Source organism: Candidatus Hydrogenedentota bacterium (assembly GCA_019637335.1).
Lineage (GTDB): Bacteria > Hydrogenedentota > Hydrogenedentia > Hydrogenedentales > JAEUWI01 > JAEUWI01.
Map to the genome: position 1 here is coordinate 82,401 of JAHBVV010000022.1, position 19,798 is coordinate 102,198.

The window sequence follows — 19,798 nt, forward strand, 5'->3', positions numbered from 1 at the left end:
CACAAAGCTTCATTTTGCTGGTTGGGAGCATCATGGGCAGCAAGAACGCACACGTCATGTCGGCCATTGAACAGGATATCCGTAACCGCGGGTTGCGGCCGGGGCAGCCCTATTGCAGCGCGCGGGAGATCGCCGATCGCCTGGATGTGAGCCCCATGACCGCTGATCGCGCCATGCGGCGCCTGGCGGATAGCGGCGTGCTGATCCGCCGCCACGGCTCGGGCACTTTTGTCGGCGCCGCGCTGGCCGACCGGCTTGCCGCCGAGGTCCGGTTTATCCAAATCTTCATTCCAGCCAATTTTTACAATGCCTATCGCGTAATCGTCGAGAACATCGTCGCGACGCTGCACCAGGCCTTTCCCCGGGATCGCATCGAGCAAGTCTTCATATCCGACGCGGCGCAGGAATCCTTTTGCCGCCAGCTTGTTCGCGCGTGGCGCACCGGCGAAGCCCCCCGGGCGGTGGTGCTCGTTGGGTGCGGCCTACCGGTCCAACGCCTCTTTGCCGAGCAGGGGATACCCGTGGTCGCGACGGGCGGCGTCTCCAAGACGCAATCGCCCCTGCCCTGGATTGACATGGACCACCGCGAGGCGGGCCGCCTGCTGGGGCATTGGGCCGCAAGCCTTGGCCACCGGCGCGTACTTATTCTCATGAACCACCTGTGGGGGTGCGGCGACAACGATTTCCTCGACGGGCTTGAGGAAGGATTGCGGCCCGCGTCGGGCAAGCCGATTGAGGCCCGGGTGCGCAGTGTGGACGTGGAAGGCAGCGACGTGGAATCCGTGCTCCGGGAAGCATTCCAGCGGGGCAACCCGCCAGGGGCGCTTATCTGTACCGCCCGCCGGAACGCCGAGATCGCCGTACGCATCGCGGAGGACCGCGGCTTGCGGATTCCGGAAGACTTCGCGGTAGCCACGGTGCTGGTTCGCGCGCCGACCGGCCCGCCGCCCCGTTACACCTATACCCGCTGGGCCACCACGCGGGAAACGAACGACGCATTGCGCACCATGGTGCGCCAGCTGATCCGGGGCATGCCTCCGGATCCCGCGCAGTTTCTCATACCGGTTGAACTGGTGACGCCGGGTTGCCTGGACGAATGGATTTGAATGCGCGCAGCCAACGCGCGGGCTTGAGCGCCCTGGAAAGGAGGTTTGCATTTGCGCGGCCGCCGCAAACGAGAGAATTCGTGAAATGTTTGCACTAATAGAAACCAAACGGAGAGTACACGCTATGAAACGCAGTGGTTTTACCCTGATCGAGCTGCTGGTTGTGATTGCCATCATCGGCATTCTCGCCGCCATCCTGCTTCCCGCGCTGGCCCGGGCCCGCGAGGCCGCCCGCCGCGCAAGCTGCCAGAACAACCTGAAACAGATGGGCCTTGTCCTGAAGATGTACGCCAACGAGTCCAAAGGCGAGGTCTTCCCGCCCATCTATGTCGACCATCAGGCCCCTTCCTACGACTGCGACGCCTTCACCAACCAGGCCTCCGTCGACAACGCCGTGCCCGTGGGCACCGAAAACGTCTACGAACCCATGGTCGACCCGCGCGAAGTCTACCCCGAATACCTGGTCGACCCCGGCATCCTCGTGTGCCCGTCCGACGCCACCCTGACCACCGAAGCCTGGACCACCGGCGGCGGCGCCACCTATTTCCACAAGGTCTGCGAGGGCGACGACGACAAAGGAAGCCGCGCCGGTCAGGACAGCTACCTCTATTTCGGCCACATCTTCGACCAGTGTGGAAGCAATGATCGCGCCGTGGACGCGGCCCTCCTCGGCCTGCCGATCCCGGGCAACATCTGCCTCCAATCCACCCTGTGGGATGTCGCCGTGCGCACGCTCACCGGCTGGCCCGCCACCAACACCGCGGAAACCCGCGTGCTGGGAAGCATTAACCTGAATAGCGCCGCGACCGCCATCGGTTTCCCCGATACCCGCGACTACGGCAACGGCTTCAGCTCGGACCTCCTGCGCTTCCGCGAAGGCGTCGAGCGATTCATGATTACCGATATCAACAACCCCGGCGCGAGCGCGAAGGCGCAGTCGGAAATATTCGTGTACTTTGACATTATCACCGTAACCGTGGATATCAACCGGGTGGACTTCAGCCACATCCCCGGCGGCGCCAACGTTCTATACATGGACGGACACGTCGAGTTCCTCAAGTATTCCGAAGAAGGCGCCGCTCCCATCAACGGCAACACCGCCCGCGGCATCGGTAACAGCATCGGATAACATCAACCTCATACCGGGATCGGGCCGCCCCCCCACGACGCGGCCCGGTCCCGGCTTCTCATTCAGGAGTATGTGCATGAAAACGGTAGTTCGCTTTGCGCTGTGCGCCATCGCATGCGGCGTCGCCAGCGCCGAAACAGTCGTCTTCTCACCGGGGCCCGATGCGCAGTTGCAGATTCAGGAGGCCTTTATCCTCAGCCCGCCCGGCACGGTGTTCCACTTCCAGGAAGGGCGCTACGAATTCGACCACACCCTCTCCCTCGATGTGGACAACGTCACCATACGGGGCGATGGTATGGAGAAGACCGTGCTTACGTTCCAATCCCAGGACGCGGGCGCCGAAGGGCTCTACGTCACCAGCGACAACGTAACCCTCGAAGACCTCGCCATTGAGGACACCAAGGGCAACGCCTTCAAATCCAACGGGGCCAACAACCTGATCATCCGCCGCGTGCGCGCGGAATGGACCGGCGGTCCAAAAGCGACCAACGGCGCCTACGGCCTCTATCCCGTCAGCGCCAGCAACACGCTGATCGAGGATTGCATCGTACGGGGCGCCTCGGACGCCGGCATCTACGTCGGCCAGACGAAGAACGTAATCGTCCGGCGCAATCTCGTGGAATTCAACGTCGCCGGCATCGAGATCGAAAACTGCCACCACGCCGACGTGTACGACAATATCGCGACGCGCAACACAGGCGGCATTCTCGTCTTCGACATGCCCGGGCTCCCGCTCAAGGACGGCCAGCGCACGCGCATCTATCAAAACAAGATCTACGACAACGACACCGTGAACTTCGCGCCCGAGGGCAATATAGTCGGCACGGTGCCGACCGGAACCGGCGTCATCGTGATGGCCAACTATTACGTCGAGATCTTCGACAACGACATCTACAACAACCAGACCGCCAACGTCCTCCTCACCAGCTGGCTCGCCAGCGGGCGCCCCAACACCGATCCCGAGTACAACCCGTACTCCGAGGGCATCTATATCCACGGCAACCGTTTCGGGAAAGGCGGCTACGAGCCCATGGGCGACGGCGGACAACTCATGGCCGCACAGGCGGGCGTTCCGCTGCCCGATATCCTCTGGGACGGTTCCTTCGACACCAATCGGCTCGTGAACGGGGAAATCCCCGAGGATCGCCGGATCGTCATCGGCGAAAACGCCAAAACGGGCGGCGGCGAAGTCACCTTCGCCAACCTGGGCGGCGCCGAGGCGATCTTCACCACCTCCAGGGAGGCCGTGCGGCGCGACATTTCCGCGCACGCGGGGGCGCTCCCGCGCCTGCCCGAAGTCACGCTGCCGCGGATGGAGTAAGCGCCTTCATCGCGTAATCGAGTCAGAAGTCCGGACAGGTTGCGCGTGACTTGCCGGGGCCCGAAAGGGTACCCTTGCGTGTCACGTTCAACCTGTCCGATTGTTTTCAGCCCGACCCGGAATCCCGTATGCCCCTGATCCGTTCCCTGCTCAGCCTCTTCGCCATCTGGCTTGCCCTCCCCGTATCGCCCCGGGAAGCCAACCCCGACGTACACGCGTTCTACTATTCCTGGTACGGAAACCCGCAGACCGACGGCGCCTGGCGCCAGTGGGACCACGCCGTCGCCGCGCGCAACCCCGACGAGAAGCACACCTGCAAACCGCCCGAAGACATCGGAGCAAACTTCTACCCGGAAATCGGACTGTACAGTTCCAACGACCCCAACGCCGTGGCGCAACACATGCAACACCTCAAACAGGCCGGCGTCGGCGTTGTCTCCGCGACCTGGTGGGGGATAGGCGACTACACCGACGCCGCGCTGCAAATCCTGTTCGACGAGGCCGCCCGCGCCGGCGTCCGCGTCAACTTCCACATCGAGCCCTTCGGCGGGCGCGACGGCAACGGATTCCGCAAGGCGCTGGTCCACCTCCTCGATCGCTGGGGAAACCACCCCGCGCTCTACCGAAACGCCAACCACGGGAACCGCCCCCTGGTCTACCTGTACGACAGCTACAAGACCCCGGCAAGCGAGTGGGCCCGCGTCCTGACGCCCCAGGGCGACCTGACCATCCGCGGAACCGCGTACGATGTGATCGCCATCGGGCTTTGGGTCAAGGAGGACGAAACCGCCTTCCTGCGCCAGGGCGGCTTCGACGGCTTCTACACCTACTTCGCGACCGACCGGTTCACCTACGGATCCACCTGGGCGAACTGGCCCGCGCTCGCAGAAATCGCACGCGAGAACAACTGGATCTTCATCCCCAGCGTCGGCCCCGGCTACGAAGACCGCAAGATCCGGCCCTGGAACGGCGTCAACAGCCGCGCGCGCGAAAAGGGCGCCTACTACGACCGCGCCTTCCAGGCGGCCATCGCCGCAAATCCCGCCCTGATCTCCATCACCTCCTTCAACGAGTGGCACGAGGGCACCCAGATCGAGCCCGCACGCAGCCATCCGCCCGCACTGCCGCCCGAGCCCGACGGCAAACGCCAGGTCTTCTACCTCGACAACGAAGGCCTCCCACCGGACTGGTATCTCGACCGGACCCGCCACTGGATCGGCGTGTGGGAGGGGCCGGACGAGACGCCGCCCGAGAGATGAAGTAGAGGGCGCCTCCTCGACCAGATGGGCCAATTACGGCTGCGGCGCGTTCAGGGCCATCCACGCCATGATAAGCAGCAGAATGAAGGCGAATATCGCGCCGGCGCACCCGAAATAGAGCCGGATCTTGAACCAAGTGCTCTGGTACGTGCAGTCCGGATTCGGGCACACGCCGCGGTTGATTCCCATCAGTTCGCCGCAAAGCGGACACAATTTGGTGGCGTTGTCTGGAACGGGCACGCGAGGCAATTCCTGTGGTTCTTCGAGTAGGGCCCCGAGTATACCGCCGCGCCGCCCCGGCCCGCCACTCCCCGACGTCAGGAATCCGCCGGCTCCGGACACGGCTCTTCGACGTAGTCCAACGCGGTTTCATTCTCGTAAAGCGGAAAAATGGTCAAATATCGCTCTTTTGCGGCGCGCCGGATCGCCTTCACCAGCCTGAGAGATAGAAACAACAACAGAGCAAAGCCACCCGCGGCCAGCCACAAGCGCCCGGTTGTCAACGCCGCGAACAAGGCGATACCGAGTATGGGAAGCACACCGCTGACCGTTGCAAGAAAGACGATCGGCAAACGCTGGTTTGCCGCCAGCCACGCCTGCACCTGCGTCCGGCTGACGTGCGGCCACCACCACGCATAGAGCGGATCCAGGAAATCGCGCTCCAGGCGCCGGAATTTAACTCCTTCGCAACCGATCTGAACCTGCTCGCCGTTCTCCAGCACCACCACGGGCGGCCCCTCCCGCAGCCCCACGCATTCCCGGAACTTGATGTATCGCGTCCGCCCGCGATAATGGTGAATAGCGAGCGTCCGCGAATTCGCAAGCAGCGCGACCGGCATGGCCTTCTTGAACCAGATGGTGTGCACGCGCAGCGCGCCCTGGATAAGCCCCAGGAATCCACCCAGAAGCGACATCCCGCCCCCGACGAAGTCTCGCCATAGAGAATCAAGCCCCGCGCCCGACACCAATACCAGGATGATGGGGGCGAGGAATAATATCGGAAGCACCGTGGACATCGCCAGGACCGGCCCGTAAACGACAGCGGCCCACGCCCACGGGCCCGGTTTAATCTTCAACATAAGCAGCCTCCGGAATCAGGTCGGATTGCGAATCGGGCGGCGATGATACCCCCCGAAAATGAAGTGCATTTCCGCTGTACATATCAACTCCCTGCGTGGTACTGCCTTTCAACATGGTAATCCATTCTCCCGAAAACCGCAATACCCCCGGCGCCCGAACTCGGGGTTGTAACGCCGCCCCGCAAATACTACAATCGAGGCTTCGAAGCAACGACACCGCACCGGATGGGAGCGTACCATGCGCAGAAGAGAATTCCTTGCAAGCGTCGGCCTGGGAGGGCTGGCCCTCGGGGCCCTGAACACCCCCGCGAAGGCCCAGGCGAGGCCCAACATCATCTACATCATGGCCGACGACCTCGGCTATGGCGACCTGGGCTGTTACGGCCAGAAGGATATCCAGACGCCCAATATCGACCGCCTGGCCGCCGAAGGTGTCAAGTTCACGCAGCACTACGCCGGCAGCACGGTATGCGCGCCCAGCCGCTGCGTGCTGATGACGGGCCTGCACACGGGCCGCTCTCATATCCGGGGCAACAAGCGCGTCAACCTGCGCCCCGAAGACGTGACCATCGCCGAAATCCTCAAGAGCGCGGGCTACGCCACCGGCCAGGCCGGCAAGTGGGGGCTCGGCATCGAAGGGGAGGAGGGCGTCCCCACCCGCAAGGGATTTGACTATTTCTTCGGCTACCTCGACCAGGGCCACGCCCACAACTACTACCCGACCTTCCTGATCGAGAACGAACGGCGCATCGAGCTGGACAACGTCGTGCCCGAACCGAAGGAATCCGGCGCGGGCGTGGCCACGGAGAAGCGCACCTACAGCCACGATCTTATCGCCCAGGCCGGCCTCGATTTTGTGCGCCGCAGCCACGCGCAGCCCTTCTTCCTTTACTGGTCGCTCACGCTCCCCCACGCAAACAACGAAGCCGGCAAGGATGGGATGGAGGTTCCGGATCAGGGACCGTACAAGGACAAGCCCTGGCCGGAGAACAAAAAGAACATGGCCGCCATGGTCACGTGGATGGACCGCGACGTCGGCCGCCTCCTCGACCTGCTGGACGAACTGGGCATCGCGGACAACACGCTGATCCTCTTCACGAGCGACAACGGCCCCCACCGGGAAGGGGGCAACGATCCGGAATGGTTCGACAGCAACGGCCCCCTGCGCGGCATCAAGCGCGATCTGTACGAGGGCGGCATCCGCGTGCCCATGCTCGCGCGCTGGCCCAGGGGCATCCCGGCGGGCGGCGTGACCGACCACATTTCCTGCTTCCAGGATTTCCTGCCCACCGCCGCGGAACTCGCGGGGGCGCCCGTTCCGGACGGCCTCGACGGCATCTCGTATGTGAACGCCATGACCGGCCAGCCCGGCCAGCAGGCCCACGATTACCTTTACTGGGAGTTCACAGAGCAGGGTGGAAAACAGGCCGTCCGCGAAGGCGACTGGAAGGCCGTGCGCCTCGACGTCTCGGAGAACCCCGACGCCCCGCTGGAGCTCTACAACCTGGCGAATGACCTCGGCGAGGAAAACAACATCGCGGAGGAACACCCGGATATCGTCGCGCGCCTGGCGGGGCATATGGCGGCGTCCCACACGCCATCGGAACTGTTCCCGCTCTTCGCCTCCGAACGAAAGGGCCAGTAGATTTTGAATCGATTGCGCTTTCTCTCCATTCTCGCGGCCGCCGCACTGTTGGCGCTGGGTTGGGCCCTCCCCGCGCCCGCCCAGGATCCCGCGCCCCAACGCCAGGGACCGCCGCCCATTGTTCAGTACGATGCCGATGACGTCTTCTGCTTCGCGCTCTACACCGTGCAGGACCGCGTGCTGAAGCTCACCGCACAGCTCTACCCGCTCCCCGACGGGGCCGACCATACCGTCCGTCTCGAAATCGATAGGGACGGCGCGTGGACCGAGATCGCCTCAACCCAGGTCGTGAATCCGGGTTGGACCGCGCCCTTCCGCGTGGAGAAGTGGGACCACACCCGCGACTGGAACTATCGCGTGGTCCATGGCGACGCGTCGTATGCCGGCCGTATCCGGAAGGATCCCGTCGATAAAGACGAGATCATCGTCGCCGCGTTTACGGGCAATTCCAACCGCGAACGCGAAATGAAGCCCGACATCATCGCCAACATCCAGGCGCAGGACCCCGATCTGCTCTTCTTTTCCGGCGATCAATCCTACGATCACAAACGCCATTACGAGGCCTGGCTCCTCTTCGGCCAGCAGTTCGGCGAGATTATCCGCGACCGCCCCACGATCGCCATCCCCGACGACCACGATGTCGGCCAGGGCAACATCTGGGGCGCGGGGGGGAAGGTCTCCGAAACACCGGCCGGCCACGACGGCGGCTACTTCATGCCGGTCGAGTACGTGAACGAAGTCCAGCGCGCGCAGACCAGCCACCTGCCCGATCCCTTCGATCCCGCGCCCATCGAGCGCGGCATCACGGTCTACTATACCTCGCTCAATGTCGGCGGAGTCGATTTCGCCATCATCGAGGACCGCAAGTTCAAATCCGGCCCGCAGGGACTCGTCCCCGAACAAGGCCCGCGCCCGGATCACATTACCGATCCCGATTTCGATCCCCTGCTGGCGGATGTGGAAGGCGCCGACCTCCTCGGCGAGCGCCAGCTCCACTTTCTCGACGTCTGGGGCCGGGACTGGGAGAAGGCCGATATGAAGGCCGTGCTCTCGCAAACGGTCTTCGCGAACGCCGCGCACCTCCACGGCAAGGACGCAGAACGCCTGATCGCGGACCTCGATTCGAACGGCTGGCCCCAGACCGGGCGCCGCAAGGCCCTGGAAGCCATCCGAAAGCCCTTTGCCTTCATGATCGGCGGCGACCAGCACCTCGCCACCGTCATCCACCATGGAACCGAGGATTGGAACGACGCCGGCTATTCCTTCTGCGTACCCTCCATCTCCAACTACTACGGACGCTGGTGGAAGCCCCTGGAACCGCCGGTGAACCATCCCGGCGGCCCCCTGCCCGACACCGGCCAGTACTACGACGGCCTGCGCAACAAGATCACCATGCTCGCCTACGCCAACCCGACGGACGATAACTATCAGGCCGCCGGATATGGTATCGTACGCTTCAACAAGAAGGATCGCAGCATTACGATGGAATGCTGGCCGCGATTCGTCGATGTGACCCAGCCGGACGCCCAACAGCACCCCGGCTGGCCCATCACCATCGCCCAGGAAGACAACTACGCCCGCGAGGCGGCCGCGTGGCTGCCTGTAATCACGGGCGCTCCCGGCCAGAGGCCCGTGGTCCAGGTCGTTGACGAGGAAACCGGCGAAATCGTGTATACGATCCGCGTCAAGGGCCTTCCCTGGCAGCCGAAGGTCTTCAAGGAAGGCAAGTACACCCTGAATCTGGCTGATGGAAGCCGGAAGGCCACCATAAACGGCCTGGTTGGCGTAACGGAACAATCCCAGGCCGGAGCGCTTCCCCTGAGCTGGTAATGCCGCCCCGATTCATGCAAACCCAAACGACCGCGCTGGAAAGACCGAAACCGAATGCCCGATAAACTTCGAACCGTGGGGATCCTTACCTCCGGCGGCGACTGCCCCGGCCTGAACGCGGTAATTCGCGCAATCACAAAGACGCTCACCCCGGAAGGCACGGAAATTTTCGGCTTCCTCGAAGGGTTCAACGGCCTCGTGGAAAACCGCTACATCCGCCTGACCGACGCCGACACCAGCGGCCTGCTCACGGTGGGCGGGACCGTGTTGAAGACCAGCCGCAACAAGCCCCACAAGATGCCCGCGGCCGACGGCGGCACGCGCGACATGACGGGCGCGGCCATCGAAACCTACCGCCGCATGCGCCTCGACTGCCTGTTTTGCCTGGGCGGCGGCGGCACGCAGAAAAACGCCTACCACCTCATGAAGGAAGGCGGCATCAACGTCATCACGGCCCCGAAGACCATCGACAATGACGTGTGGGGCACCGACACCTGTTTCGGGTTCGATACCGGCATGTACATCGCCACGGAGGCGATTGACCGGCTCCACACCACCGCCAGCAGCCACCACCGCGTCATGGTGGTCGATATCATGGGCCACAATTCCGGGTGGTTGGCGCTCGGCGCGGGCATCGCCGGGGGCGCGGACGTCATCCTCATCCCCGAGATCCCCTACGACCTCGACGTCGTGGCGCAATCCCTCCTCGCGCGCATGCGCCGCGGCAAGATGTTTAGCATCGTGGCCGTCGCCGAAGGCGCCCACTCCAAAGCCGAGGCCGCCCAGCTGGAAGAAGAGGGCGGCAAGAAAAAGAAGAAGAAAGGCTCCAGCGAACTGGAGCATATTAAGGAGCCGGTGAGCGCCATTCTCGCCGAACACCTCGAAGACGTCACGGGCCTCGAAACCCGCGTCACGTCACTCGGCCACCTCCAGCGCGGCGGCATCCCCACGCCCACCGATCGCCTCCTCTGCACCAAGTTCGGCACCCACGCCGCCGATCTCGCCCTCAACGGCCAGTTCGGATGCATGGTCGCCAAGCGCGGCGAGGAATTCGCCGCCGTACCGCTCGAAGAAGTCGTCGGTAAGAAGCGCCTGGTGACGCTCGACCACCCCTGGGTGCGCGCCGCCCGCGACGTATCCGTATGCTTCGGCGATGTCATCCCCAAGGGTCTGGAGCACTGACGCGCCACGCGCCGCGGTAACCGCGCCTCAGGCGGGCGATGCGAGCTTCAGCCCGAGGATACCGGCGAGAATCAGGCCGATGCACCCGATGCGCGCAAGCGTCGCGGGCTCGCCGAACAGCGCCATCCCCAGCAGCGCCGTGCCCGCCGCGCCAATACCTGTCCACACGGCGTATGCGGTGCCCACCGGCAGCGCCTTCATCGCCGCCGCCAGCAGGTAGAAGCTCATCGCCATGGTGACCAGCGTAAACAGCGATGGCCACAGCCGGGTGAATCCCTCGGAATACTTCAGGCCGACCGCCCAGCAGATCTCCAGCAGGCCGGCGGCCAGGAGCAGTAACCACTGCATTCAGCAAATCCTTCTGCGCCCGCGCGCCGGCGGGCTGGAAAGAGAAATGGGGAGGGAAAGCGGATGGGCGCGCTCAGCCGAGCGGCGGATCGCCGCCGCGCTCCACCGGAAGCGAAGCCCGGATCGACCGGACATGAACATCGCGCTGCGGAAACGGAATCTCGACGCCGTGCTTCCGGAAAGCCTCGTCGATGCCCGTCAGCATCGCGTCCTTTATCGCCAGGAAGGAGTCCAGGTCCGGGCTGTGCACCCGCAGTTCGAAGTCGAGCGAACTGTCTCCGAATCCCTGGAAATACACCGCTGGAGCCGGGTCCTTGAGCACGCGCTCGTTCTTTTCCGCGACCTCCAGCATCAGGCGCCGGGCCAGCGCCGTGTCGGAACCATACGCAATGCCGATCGGAATCTCCACGCGCAACACCTGATCGGACAGCGTCCAGTTGATCAGGCGGCTGGTCACGAATTCCTTGTTCGGAACAATAAGTTCCTGCCGGTTAAAAGCCGTAATCCAGGTCGCTCGAATACGGATCTTCGAGACGGTCCCGCTGATCTCGCCGACCGTCACGGTGTCCCCAACGCGGATTGGCCGCTCGAACAAGATAATGATTCCGGAAACGAGGTTCGCGAAGATTTCCTGCAAGCCAAAGCCGAGGCCCAGCCCGACCGCCGCTACGAGCCATTGCACCCGCGACCAGCCAATGCCGATCGAGTTAAACGCCCACACCAGACCCGCGATGGCCAGCACGTAACCGATTATCATGTTGATTGCGTACCGCTCCCCGGCGATCAGGGGCATTCGCTGCAGCAATACGATCTCCACCAGCCCCGGCAGGTTCTGCACCGCAATAAACGTCACCGCGAGGATGAACAGGAACACCGCCACATCCCGCAGGGTGATCGGCCCGCTCTGGCCCGACACGGATCCCGGTTCCGCGAGCGCCGGTACGGTCCCGACGGCCCCTGTGGGCATGGGCGGCGCCGGCGTTTCCGCCGCCGTTTCCGCCGCCGGCCACAGCTCCACGCGATCGAGCGCGCCCAGCGCCGGCAGCGTTTCCGACCAGACCACCCAGATGCACGCCGCCAGCGCGATTGCGAATCCGCTCCAGATTACCCGGGTCGCCTGGGTATCGACGCGGTCCAGATCGATTCCTTCATGCGGGCTGGCGGTCTCAATATCGCTGGAAGATCCCCGCATGGCCTCCAGGCGTCCCCGCGCGCGCGTGCGGGCCAGCCTGCGGCGCGCCATCAGCACCGAACGGGTCACGATTTGGAGCAGGACCATCAGGCAGACCGCGCTCGTCAGCGTGCTGTGAACCTTCGTCGTGAGCAGGAGCGCCGAGTAGTAATACCCGAGCACCGCCGCAACCATCAGGGCCAGCGGCGCGCCAACCGCCAGAAAATACCAGACCCGCCGCAGCATCAGATTGCTGCGCTTGCGCGCCCGCTCGATCACGTCCAGCAATGGCCCGTGCCGGTAGCGCAGGAGCCGGTGCGCCAACACGGCCAGCGACAGCAGCGCGAGGACGAGCGAAAACCGGCCCAGCGAAACCTGCCAGGGCTGGTCCACTTGCACGTCGAAAATCGCCACGAAAACAAGCAGCGGCACGGTGATGAACTCGAAAATAAACAACTGGCGCGCGATGGAACGGCTCGGCGTCTCCGACCAGCCGAAATGCGCGATGCCGAGGCCATTGCGCCGCACCACCTCCCGGCAGAATTCCAGACTCCACAATACGAAGGCGGTGCCCGCGAGGCCGGCCCCGACCGCCCGGGTATATTCCGTGCTCGCCAGCGACGCCTCGCTCCGCCACCCGATCAGCGCGATCAGCAACGGAACGCTGGAGGAAAGCAGCACCGTGTAGAGCGCCGCGTCCAGCGTCGGCCGGATCGACATGCACCCGCGCCGTAAGGCCGCTTCCGCGCACGCCGCCAGCCGCCGCCGGAACACTCCCCGCAGCATGTTCAGCACAAGCACAAAGAGGAGGCAGGCGAGCACCTGAACCGGCGATTGAGACAAGTCGCTGAGAAGCGCATGGGCCAGCGCGCGCAGGTTCTCGCCATCGGCCAGCCAGCGAAGCCCGCGGAGGATCCCGCTCCATTCATTCAGGCTCAGCGCCTCGCCGCTGCGCACCCAGAGCACACGCTCGCTGATGTAGTCCCGAAACTCGCGCACGGTGGCCACCAGCTGTTCCTCGCGTGAATTCAGGGACAGCAGGCGATCAAAGCACGTCTCGAAATCCTCCACCCGCCCGTCCAGCGAATCGCGGAGCACGGTATACAACTCGCTCAGCACAACGCGAATGGCTTCTATTTCGGGCTCCGTGTTGCCGGGAGCAAACTCCAGCGCACCCGACACCAGCGCATCGATATTGTAAAGCTCCCGGCGCGCCTCCTCCGCGCTAATCTGTGCGATCTGGAGTTCCGCAAGTTCTTGCTGCCGGTTCCGGATGTCCTGCTCAATGGCCCGAATATCCGGCAGGTTGCGCCGGTGCCCGCGAAGGAGCACCCCGATCACGGAACTGTTACTCGCCGCTTCCACCTTCTTCCGGAGCGACGAGAAGTCGCTTTCCAGCGTGTTGATGGTTTCGGTGACGGCGCGGATCCGCGCATCCGCCTGTTCGGTCTTCCGGAGCAGGCCGTCCGCCGCGGTTCGCGCCTCCAGCAATTCCCGAATACGCTTGGAAAGGTCCGTCGCCAGGGTCTGTATGGCCTCCGGAGCCGCGTTTTCCCGAAGCGCCGCGAGGATCTCCGTGTCGCGGACCGTTTGCCACGCCGCCGCGGCATCCCGCTGGCGGCGTTCCGCAAGAAAGCCGCGCCATGCGTCGACCGCCGCCGCCGCCTGTTCCACGTTTCGCCGCGCCCGGTCAATACGCAGCGAGAGCAGGCGCCCGCGGGCGTCGTAGCTCAGCAGTTCCTCCTCGTACGCGCGGAGCTCCATTTCGATCGCCTGGCGCCGCGCCTGCCGGAGCACCGAGGCCGCCTCGGCTATTTCCACAGGCTCGCCCTCCGCCGGCGACACCGGCGGAAGCTCATCCAGCCGCTGCCGCGCCCCCGCCTGAAGGTCTGGAACCTGGCGCCGCCGCTCCGCCCGCAGGGCCGACTCGCGCTCCAGATCCGACAGCGCCGCCTGCGCCCCCGAATGCGCGCTCACCCGTTCCGCCAGCCGCAATTCGAGCTGGGTGATTGTGAGATCATCGTCTTCGGGAAGGGCCGGCGCTTCGACGGGTTGCGCCAGCTCCGCCTGGATCTCCTGCATCCGGACATCCGCGTTCTGGCGGAGGGAGGCGAATTCGTCCCCCTTCGCCCTCCACTCCTCCGCCGCCCGGAGCTGGTCCAGCGCCTGGGTGTACATCTCGGCGATTCGCGCGTGCGTCGCTTCGTCCAGCGCCGCGTTTGCCGCCGCCTGTGCGCGCGCCTCCACGGTCGTCACCGCCAGGGCGGGCGGATCCGCCGCGGGTTCCTGGGCGCGGGAAGCGGGGGAGAGAACCAGGAAAAAGAACGCAGCGCACCAAAGCGCCCTAAATGCCCACGCATTCCAGAAAGCGCGCTGCCCGCGCGCCGTCCATTCACAAGTGTAATACGTCATACCACGCAGTATATCGGCTCACGCGCGCGCGGGCAAAAAACACCCGCCAGCGCCCGCCCAAAAAACGCCTATACCCGGAGACCAAAGCCTCCCGACTGGCCGTTATTCCACCGGCGTCAACCGGATCCCCCTCAGATCGAGCAGGTTTCCCCGGATCGCGCCATCCGATCGAAATACGATCCGCTGCTCGCCCTCGCGCAACACCACGCGCCCGATAGGTACGGTGCGGTAGTTGTCCCAGGTCCCCGTGCCCCGCACCGTGCCCGTAAGCACGTTGGCGCCCGCCTCCAGCCGGAACGTGTTTCCAGCCGCGCTGTCATCACTGCAATACTCCATCACCGCCTCGTAGGCGCCCGCCGCCGGCGCGTCCACGGTCCACGCCGCGTGATCGCTCGTGCTCGACCAGTAGCCCAGATTCCGGTAGGTCACCTCGTACACCAGCGTCGCGCCGTGAATCTCCGCATTCGTCGCCAGCAGTTCCAGCGCGCCGTCCGCGCCGGGCCGCACCACGGTCGGTGTATTCCCCGGGAACGCCTTCGGGGCCTGGTTCGGCCCGCGGATATACGCAATCAGGTGCGCGAAATCCTGCGGCGTCAGCCCCTCTTCCAGCCCCTCGGGCATGATCGACTGATCGCCCGCCGTCATGCTCGAAATGTTGTCCCGCAGGACCGTCTGCTCCACGCCGCCCGCATTGATCAAGGTCACGCTGTTCGCGCTTTCGCCGGCCAGGACCCCGGAGAAGCTCTCGAAGTCGTGCGTTTCCACCGTGTACGGCGTATAGCGCCCTTCCACCGCCCGATTGGGGTCGAGAATCGCCGTCACCAGCGTCTCAAACGTGCTGCTGCCCGCCGCCGCCAGATCCGGCCCCACCGGAAAGCCCACGTCCGCCATCTGGTGGCATGTCGCGCAGCGCTCTTCGTAAATCGGGCGGCCCAGTGCCGGATCGCCGGTCATCTCGGCCGCCGCCAGGTAGGTTTCAATCACTCCCGCGCGATCGCGGTTGATCAGCCCGGCAAGCACCTGCTCCACCCGCGCCCGTATCCCGGCGTCCTGGCTTGTCAGCAGCATCTGCCGGTGTTCCGCGTCCATCTGGCGCGGCGAAATCGAACCCGACTCCAGCCCCGCGACCACCGCCTCGACACCGTCCGGACGCGCCAGCAGCGCCCCCAGCACCTGGCCGCGCATCGCGTGGGTGTACTTCGCCCAGCTCTCCAACAGCACGGTCGCGCCCCCGGCGCCCGCCCCGCGAATCACCGCGTCAATCGCGGCGCGCGCGACGTCCAGGGACGTGCGCGGGTCAATCAGCGACACCGCAAGCGTGATATCCGCCTCCCGCTGCGAAGGCTCGCGCCCGGCGAGCGCCAGCGCGGATATGCGCGCATCCGCCGGGGCGTCCTCGTCCGCCGTAATCTGGCGCGCTTCCGCCAGCAGTGGCGCAAACGACCCTGTCGCGCCTTCCGCATTGCCCAGCAGCATCACACGCGCCTCCTCGGAGCGGGCGGTCTGCAGAATCGTCGCGGCCGCCTCAAAGCGCCCGGGGCGTCCGGGCGCGGCCAGCGCTTCGGCGAGGCCCGCGATCATCGAAACGCTGTTTCCCGCCTCCGCAAGCCGCACGGCCATCGCCAGCACCTCCAGCCCATGTCCGGACGACACCGCGTCCGAAGCGATATAGGCCGCCAGGGCATCTTGCAAGTCCGCGGCGTTGCCGGGATTCAGCGAGCTCAGCGCCGCCGTGGCGACGTGACGTTGCCCGGCGTGGGCCAGAAGCGTCCGGCCAAGCGCCTCCGACGCGCGCGGATCGGTGGATTCGCCGAGCGAATAGGCCAGTTGCTGGGCGACCAATGCGTCGGCCGTATCCACCAGCGCGAGCAAGCGCTCCAGGAAAACGGGGTTGGCGTCCAGGCGCGATTCGGCCAGGCGAATCGCCTGCGCGATCACCCCGGGGTGGGGCGGCTCGAAGGCCTGCGCGAGCACCTGGTCCCGGAGCGCGTCCAGGCCCTCCAGGGCGTTCAGCGCATGCACCCGCGCCACCGGATTCGACGCGTCCCGGGCGATCGCTTCGAGCGGGGCGACCGAAGCCGGATCCTGCCGCTCGTAAATCAACTGGTGCGCCATGTCCCGAACCCAGCCGTTCGGACCCGCCAGCGTCGCCGCCAATTCCGGCCCGGACTTGGTGTCCAGCCGCTCGATCGGGCGCGGCCGCTGATCCGAGGGGAACACACGGTAGATGCGGCCCTTGTCATTCCCGTTCAGGAAATTGAAGCGCGCCTGGTCAACCTCCGAAACGTACTCCGTGTGCTCGATGTGCTCGCGGTACATATCCGCGATCCACAGCGCGCCGTCGGGACCCGTCCGCAGCATCACCGGGCGAAACCAGTTGTCCGTCGAGGCCAGAAATTCGCGCTCTTCTTCGCCCGCCGGCCGCCGCGCGTCGAAGGTCGCCCCGTTCGGCGTCAATTCCATGCGCAGGATCAGATTGTGCACCGGCTCGGCGATAAACGCGTTTCCGTAGAAGGCCTCGCCCAGCAACGTGTCGCGATAGAGATCGAGCCCGCACACGGACGTAAACTTGTTCGCGTTGTAGTGCTCGTTAAAACGCGTCACCAGGCGGCTGATCGCGAAGGCGTCCCGGTGGGGAAAGGCCGTGTGGTTTGCGAAGGGAAACGGGTAATGCGGATTCCGCCGCGCGTATTCCTCCTTCAGGGTGAAGTGGAAGAGCGGGTTGGAGTTGCTGCACCCGAACCAGTTGCCGAAATCGTCCATCGCCCGGCCATATTGCGTCTGGCCCTTCTGGCCCTCCAGGGCGCCGGTGTCCGGGTTGAACCGGAAATCGCGGCCGCGCAGGCTCAGCGTATCGTCGCTCTTCACCGACTCGATATCGCCCGAACTGTCGCCGTTCGCCCCGTAAATCCAGTTGTCCAGGCCCCAGCGCAGCCCGTTTACGCGGTGCTGCTGGTTGCCCTCGCCAAAGCCCGTATACAGAACCTCCTTCACATCCGCCACGTCGTCGCCGTTGGTGTCCTTCAGATAGAAGATCTCCGGCGCGCACGTCACGAGCAGCCCCCCGCGCCAGGGGTGGCAGCCCGCGGCAAAGGCCATGCCGTCGTAATACACCGTGGATCGGTCGTAGATGCCGTCGCCGTCGTCGTCGCGCAACAGGCGGATGCGGCTGCCCGGCGCACCCTGGCCATCGAGACCCTCGGGGTAATCGCGCATTTCCACGACAAACAATCCGCCGTCCGGCGCCCACGCCAGCGTGATGGGGTCAACCACCAGCGGCTCCGCGGCCACCAGCTCCACCGTAAAGCCCGGGCGCACCGACATCGAGGCGAGCGAGGCCTGGGGCGACCGCGCCTCGGGCGTCACCGTGCCGAGCAAGTCGTTAAAGGAGCGCCGGTCGACCAGATCCGGCAGTTTCGAGGTCGTCTCGTTCATCACCCACAGATGCCGGGAATGAAACCACGCGCCGTTGTTCTCGCCGTTCACGGTGATAGGGGGGAGGGCCTCGCCCTCCGGCAGAATGGAATCGCCCCAACCCGTTCCCTTCGATCCGAACAGATAGACGCCGCCGCCGTTTTCGTTCGAAAGGATCACGTCCGCGTCACCATCCGGCTCCAGGTCCACGAAACGCACGCCGAGATCGCGGCCATCCGTATCGGCGAGGCGCACGCCATCGGGCAGGGCATACGGCAGCCGCTCCCATCCGCCCGACCAGCGGTACACCTCGCCGCTTGCGCCGAGCACGAGTTCCGGCGCGCCGTCGCCATCCAGATCCCGAAAACGCACGCCCGCGTCCTGGCCCGCCTGCGCGACCGGCAGCGACCGCGTGGCCGCCGCCATGTCCGGCAGCTCCGACCAGCCTTCGCGCGTCCAGGCCCAGGCCCCCGATTGGGCGCCGTTCGGCAGCAGCGCGATCACGGACCCGCGTTCATCCAGGTTCGCGGCCAGCCGCACGCCGCTCGGCCGCCCGTCCGCATCGACAAACCGGAACGGCAGCGTCTGCTCGATCCAGGTGTTCGCGTTCGGGTTCCAGGTGCGCGCCGTCTGGGCGATCGCGTTGCCCGTCAGGACATCCAGATAGCCGTCGTCGTTGATATCCAGGAGGCGCACGCCGTTGTCCCGGCCCTGCGCGTCACGCAGCGGCTGTCCGGCCAGCAGGTGCTGGTCGATCCGCTGCTGGATCTCCGCGAAATTCAGAAACTTCACCTTGTTTCCGTGCTTTGCCACGGCATGGTCTATCAACTCCACCACCTGCATGTTTTCGATCCAGCCGTGCGGGTGAAAGACCAGGGTGTACACCCCTTTTTTCGCGACCGCCACATCGATCGCGGCCTGCATGTCCGCCACGGACCGCGGCGCGTTCACGCCGTTCAGGTTCTGCGCCTCCCAGTCGCTCGGAACCATCGCCGGGAACTCCCATAGGACCCGGTTAATGACGTAGGGATACGGGTAGTCCTCAATCGTGTTCACGAAGGAAGGAAAAGGCACATACTTCCGGAAACGCTCCGTTCCATCCGGATCCAGCACCAGTTCGCGCGGCAGTTCCGGGTCGTTCGGCGTGGTGATATTGAACACGGACGAGTCTATCGTAAGAAAGGCGCCGTCGCGCGTCGTTTTGTCCATAATCCCGCTGTAAAAGCGCGGGCTGGGCGTGTTCTGTGAATCGCAGCACGGCATCCGGTAGGCCACCGCCTGGTTTCCCGGTATCTGGTTCAGGAGCGTCGTGCAGTCGTGCACATTGTCGCTCGCCCATTGAAAACCCTGCTCGTTCAACAAGGGACACGGATGGGTGATGGTGTGAACGTCAATCGAACAGCCTTCCGCGAGCAATCCCTGCAAAAGCGGGTCCGCGGAATCCGGCTTGTTTGCGAAGATGGTCACCGGCGCCCGCCCGTCAATCCGCTTGAGCCGGTCCAGAATCGGGCGCAGGTAGCCCTCATACTTCGCGGCGTCGCTCATGTCGTCGATCGACAGCACGATCACCGCCTCGACGTCCGGCTCCCCGACCCACATGGGCGTGGTCAGTTTCGGGAAAGTCCGCGAGACGTAGTACGGGTCCGTCTCGTCAAGATACACCAGGCGGTTCGCGTCCGATGCGCCCGCGATGCCGGCGACAAACGCCGCAAGCAGCGCCGGGAGGGAGTAGCGGAGGGAAAACAGAGAAGAATGCATGAAATCTCGGTCCTTGCGCCCGCGCGGGGCGTTCAACAGCGGGGAATCGGGCCGGGCAGCCGCCCGAAAGCAGGCCCCAATCTATAAGAAGTGTCCCGCGCGTATCAACGCGGGCCGCATCGGCGGGCGGGAGCGGGGGAGCGA

At 65.0% G+C, this 19,798-nt stretch carries 12 protein-coding genes and 1 pseudogene; 8 read left to right on the forward strand and 5 right to left on the reverse strand.

Features of this window, described 5'->3' with window-relative positions:
* The first annotated feature begins 32 nt into the window (after positions 1 to 32).
* The 5 genes and pseudogenes from KF886_19800 to KF886_19820 all read left to right on the forward strand — a co-directional run bounded on the left by KF886_19800 (position 33) and on the right by KF886_19820 (position 4,815).
* Positions 33 to 1,106 carry a LacI family DNA-binding transcriptional regulator gene (locus tag KF886_19800; GenBank protein MBX3179606.1) on the forward strand — a complete coding sequence of 358 codons (1,074 nt, stop codon included), beginning with the start codon at positions 33 to 35 and terminating at the stop codon, positions 1,104 to 1,106.
* Positions 1,107 to 1,230: 124 nt separating this feature from the next.
* Positions 1,231 to 1,425, forward strand: a pseudogene (locus KF886_19805) (DUF1559 domain-containing protein).
* A gap of 108 nt (positions 1,426 to 1,533) precedes the next feature.
* Positions 1,534 to 2,235 (forward strand): hypothetical protein, encoded by a 702-nt coding sequence (locus KF886_19810; protein MBX3179607.1) that lies wholly within the window; start codon positions 1,534 to 1,536, stop codon positions 2,233 to 2,235.
* Positions 2,236 to 2,311: 76 nt separating this feature from the next.
* Positions 2,312 to 3,556, forward strand: coding sequence for a right-handed parallel beta-helix repeat-containing protein (locus tag KF886_19815; protein ID MBX3179608.1), 1,245 nt, complete (start codon positions 2,312 to 2,314; stop codon positions 3,554 to 3,556).
* 128 nt (positions 3,557 to 3,684) lie between these two features.
* On the forward strand, positions 3,685 to 4,815 hold the full coding sequence (locus KF886_19820; protein ID MBX3179609.1) for an alpha-mannosidase: 1,131 nt from the start codon (positions 3,685 to 3,687) through the stop codon (positions 4,813 to 4,815).
* A gap of 33 nt (positions 4,816 to 4,848) precedes the next feature.
* On the opposite strand, the gene KF886_19825 is transcribed toward KF886_19820, so the two are convergent.
* On the reverse strand, positions 4,849 to 5,055 hold the full coding sequence (locus tag KF886_19825; protein ID MBX3179610.1) for a hypothetical protein: 207 nt from the start codon (positions 5,053 to 5,055) through the stop codon (positions 4,849 to 4,851).
* A gap of 77 nt (positions 5,056 to 5,132) precedes the next feature.
* Entirely contained in the window at positions 5,133 to 5,894 is a 762-nt protein-coding gene (locus tag KF886_19830) for a hypothetical protein (GenBank protein ID MBX3179611.1), read from the reverse strand.
* Positions 5,895 to 6,132: 238 nt separating this feature from the next.
* Between KF886_19830 and KF886_19835 the strand changes: the two genes are divergently transcribed.
* From KF886_19835 to KF886_19845, 3 genes are read left to right on the forward strand one after another with little or no spacing between them, the layout of a single operon-like run.
* On the forward strand, positions 6,133 to 7,539 hold the full coding sequence (locus tag KF886_19835) for an arylsulfatase (GenBank protein ID MBX3179612.1): 1,407 nt from the start codon (positions 6,133 to 6,135) through the stop codon (positions 7,537 to 7,539).
* 3 nt (positions 7,540 to 7,542) lie between these two features.
* The gene (locus tag KF886_19840) at positions 7,543 to 9,369 is read left to right on the forward strand and encodes a hypothetical protein (protein MBX3179613.1); all 1,827 of its coding nucleotides are present in this window, start codon (positions 7,543 to 7,545) and stop codon (positions 9,367 to 9,369) included.
* A 54-nt stretch (positions 9,370 to 9,423) separates the two neighbouring features.
* Positions 9,424 to 10,551: an ATP-dependent 6-phosphofructokinase gene (locus KF886_19845; GenBank protein ID MBX3179614.1), complete on the forward strand. Its 1,128-nt coding sequence runs from the start codon at positions 9,424 to 9,426 to the stop codon at positions 10,549 to 10,551.
* 27 nt (positions 10,552 to 10,578) lie between these two features.
* Here KF886_19845 and sugE read toward each other — a convergent pair whose 3' ends face one another.
* From sugE to KF886_19860, 3 genes are all read right to left on the reverse strand, one after another.
* Entirely contained in the window at positions 10,579 to 10,899 is a 321-nt protein-coding gene (sugE, locus tag KF886_19850) for a quaternary ammonium compound efflux SMR transporter SugE (protein MBX3179615.1), read from the reverse strand.
* A 73-nt stretch (positions 10,900 to 10,972) separates the two neighbouring features.
* A complete protein-coding gene (locus KF886_19855; protein MBX3179616.1) occupies positions 10,973 to 14,326 on the reverse strand; it encodes a mechanosensitive ion channel in 3,354 nt (1,117 codons plus the stop codon).
* 258 nt (positions 14,327 to 14,584) lie between these two features.
* Positions 14,585 to 19,654, reverse strand: coding sequence for a c-type cytochrome (locus KF886_19860; protein ID MBX3179617.1), 5,070 nt, complete (start codon positions 19,652 to 19,654; stop codon positions 14,585 to 14,587).
* Positions 19,655 to 19,798 lie beyond the last annotated feature (144 nt).

Excerpts from the sequence above, each read along its gene's own strand:
- KF886_19800 (MBX3179606.1), top strand. The coding sequence starts at position 33 with ATGGGCAGCAAGAACGCACACGTCATGTCGGCCATTGAACAGGATATC.
- KF886_19810 (MBX3179607.1), top strand. The coding sequence starts at position 1,534 with ATGGTCGACCCGCGCGAAGTCTACCCCGAATACCTGGTCGACCCCGGC.
- KF886_19815 (MBX3179608.1), top strand. The coding sequence starts at position 2,312 with ATGAAAACGGTAGTTCGCTTTGCGCTGTGCGCCATCGCATGCGGCGTC.
- KF886_19820 (MBX3179609.1), top strand. The coding sequence starts at position 3,685 with ATGCCCCTGATCCGTTCCCTGCTCAGCCTCTTCGCCATCTGGCTTGCC.
- KF886_19830 (MBX3179611.1), bottom strand. The coding sequence starts at position 5,894 with ATGTTGAAGATTAAACCGGGCCCGTGGGCGTGGGCCGCTGTCGTTTAC.
- KF886_19835 (MBX3179612.1), top strand. The coding sequence starts at position 6,133 with ATGCGCAGAAGAGAATTCCTTGCAAGCGTCGGCCTGGGAGGGCTGGCC.
- KF886_19845 (MBX3179614.1), top strand. The coding sequence starts at position 9,424 with ATGCCCGATAAACTTCGAACCGTGGGGATCCTTACCTCCGGCGGCGAC.
- sugE (MBX3179615.1), bottom strand. The coding sequence starts at position 10,899 with ATGCAGTGGTTACTGCTCCTGGCCGCCGGCCTGCTGGAGATCTGCTGG.
- KF886_19860 (MBX3179617.1), bottom strand. The coding sequence starts at position 19,654 with ATGCATTCTTCTCTGTTTTCCCTCCGCTACTCCCTCCCGGCGCTGCTT.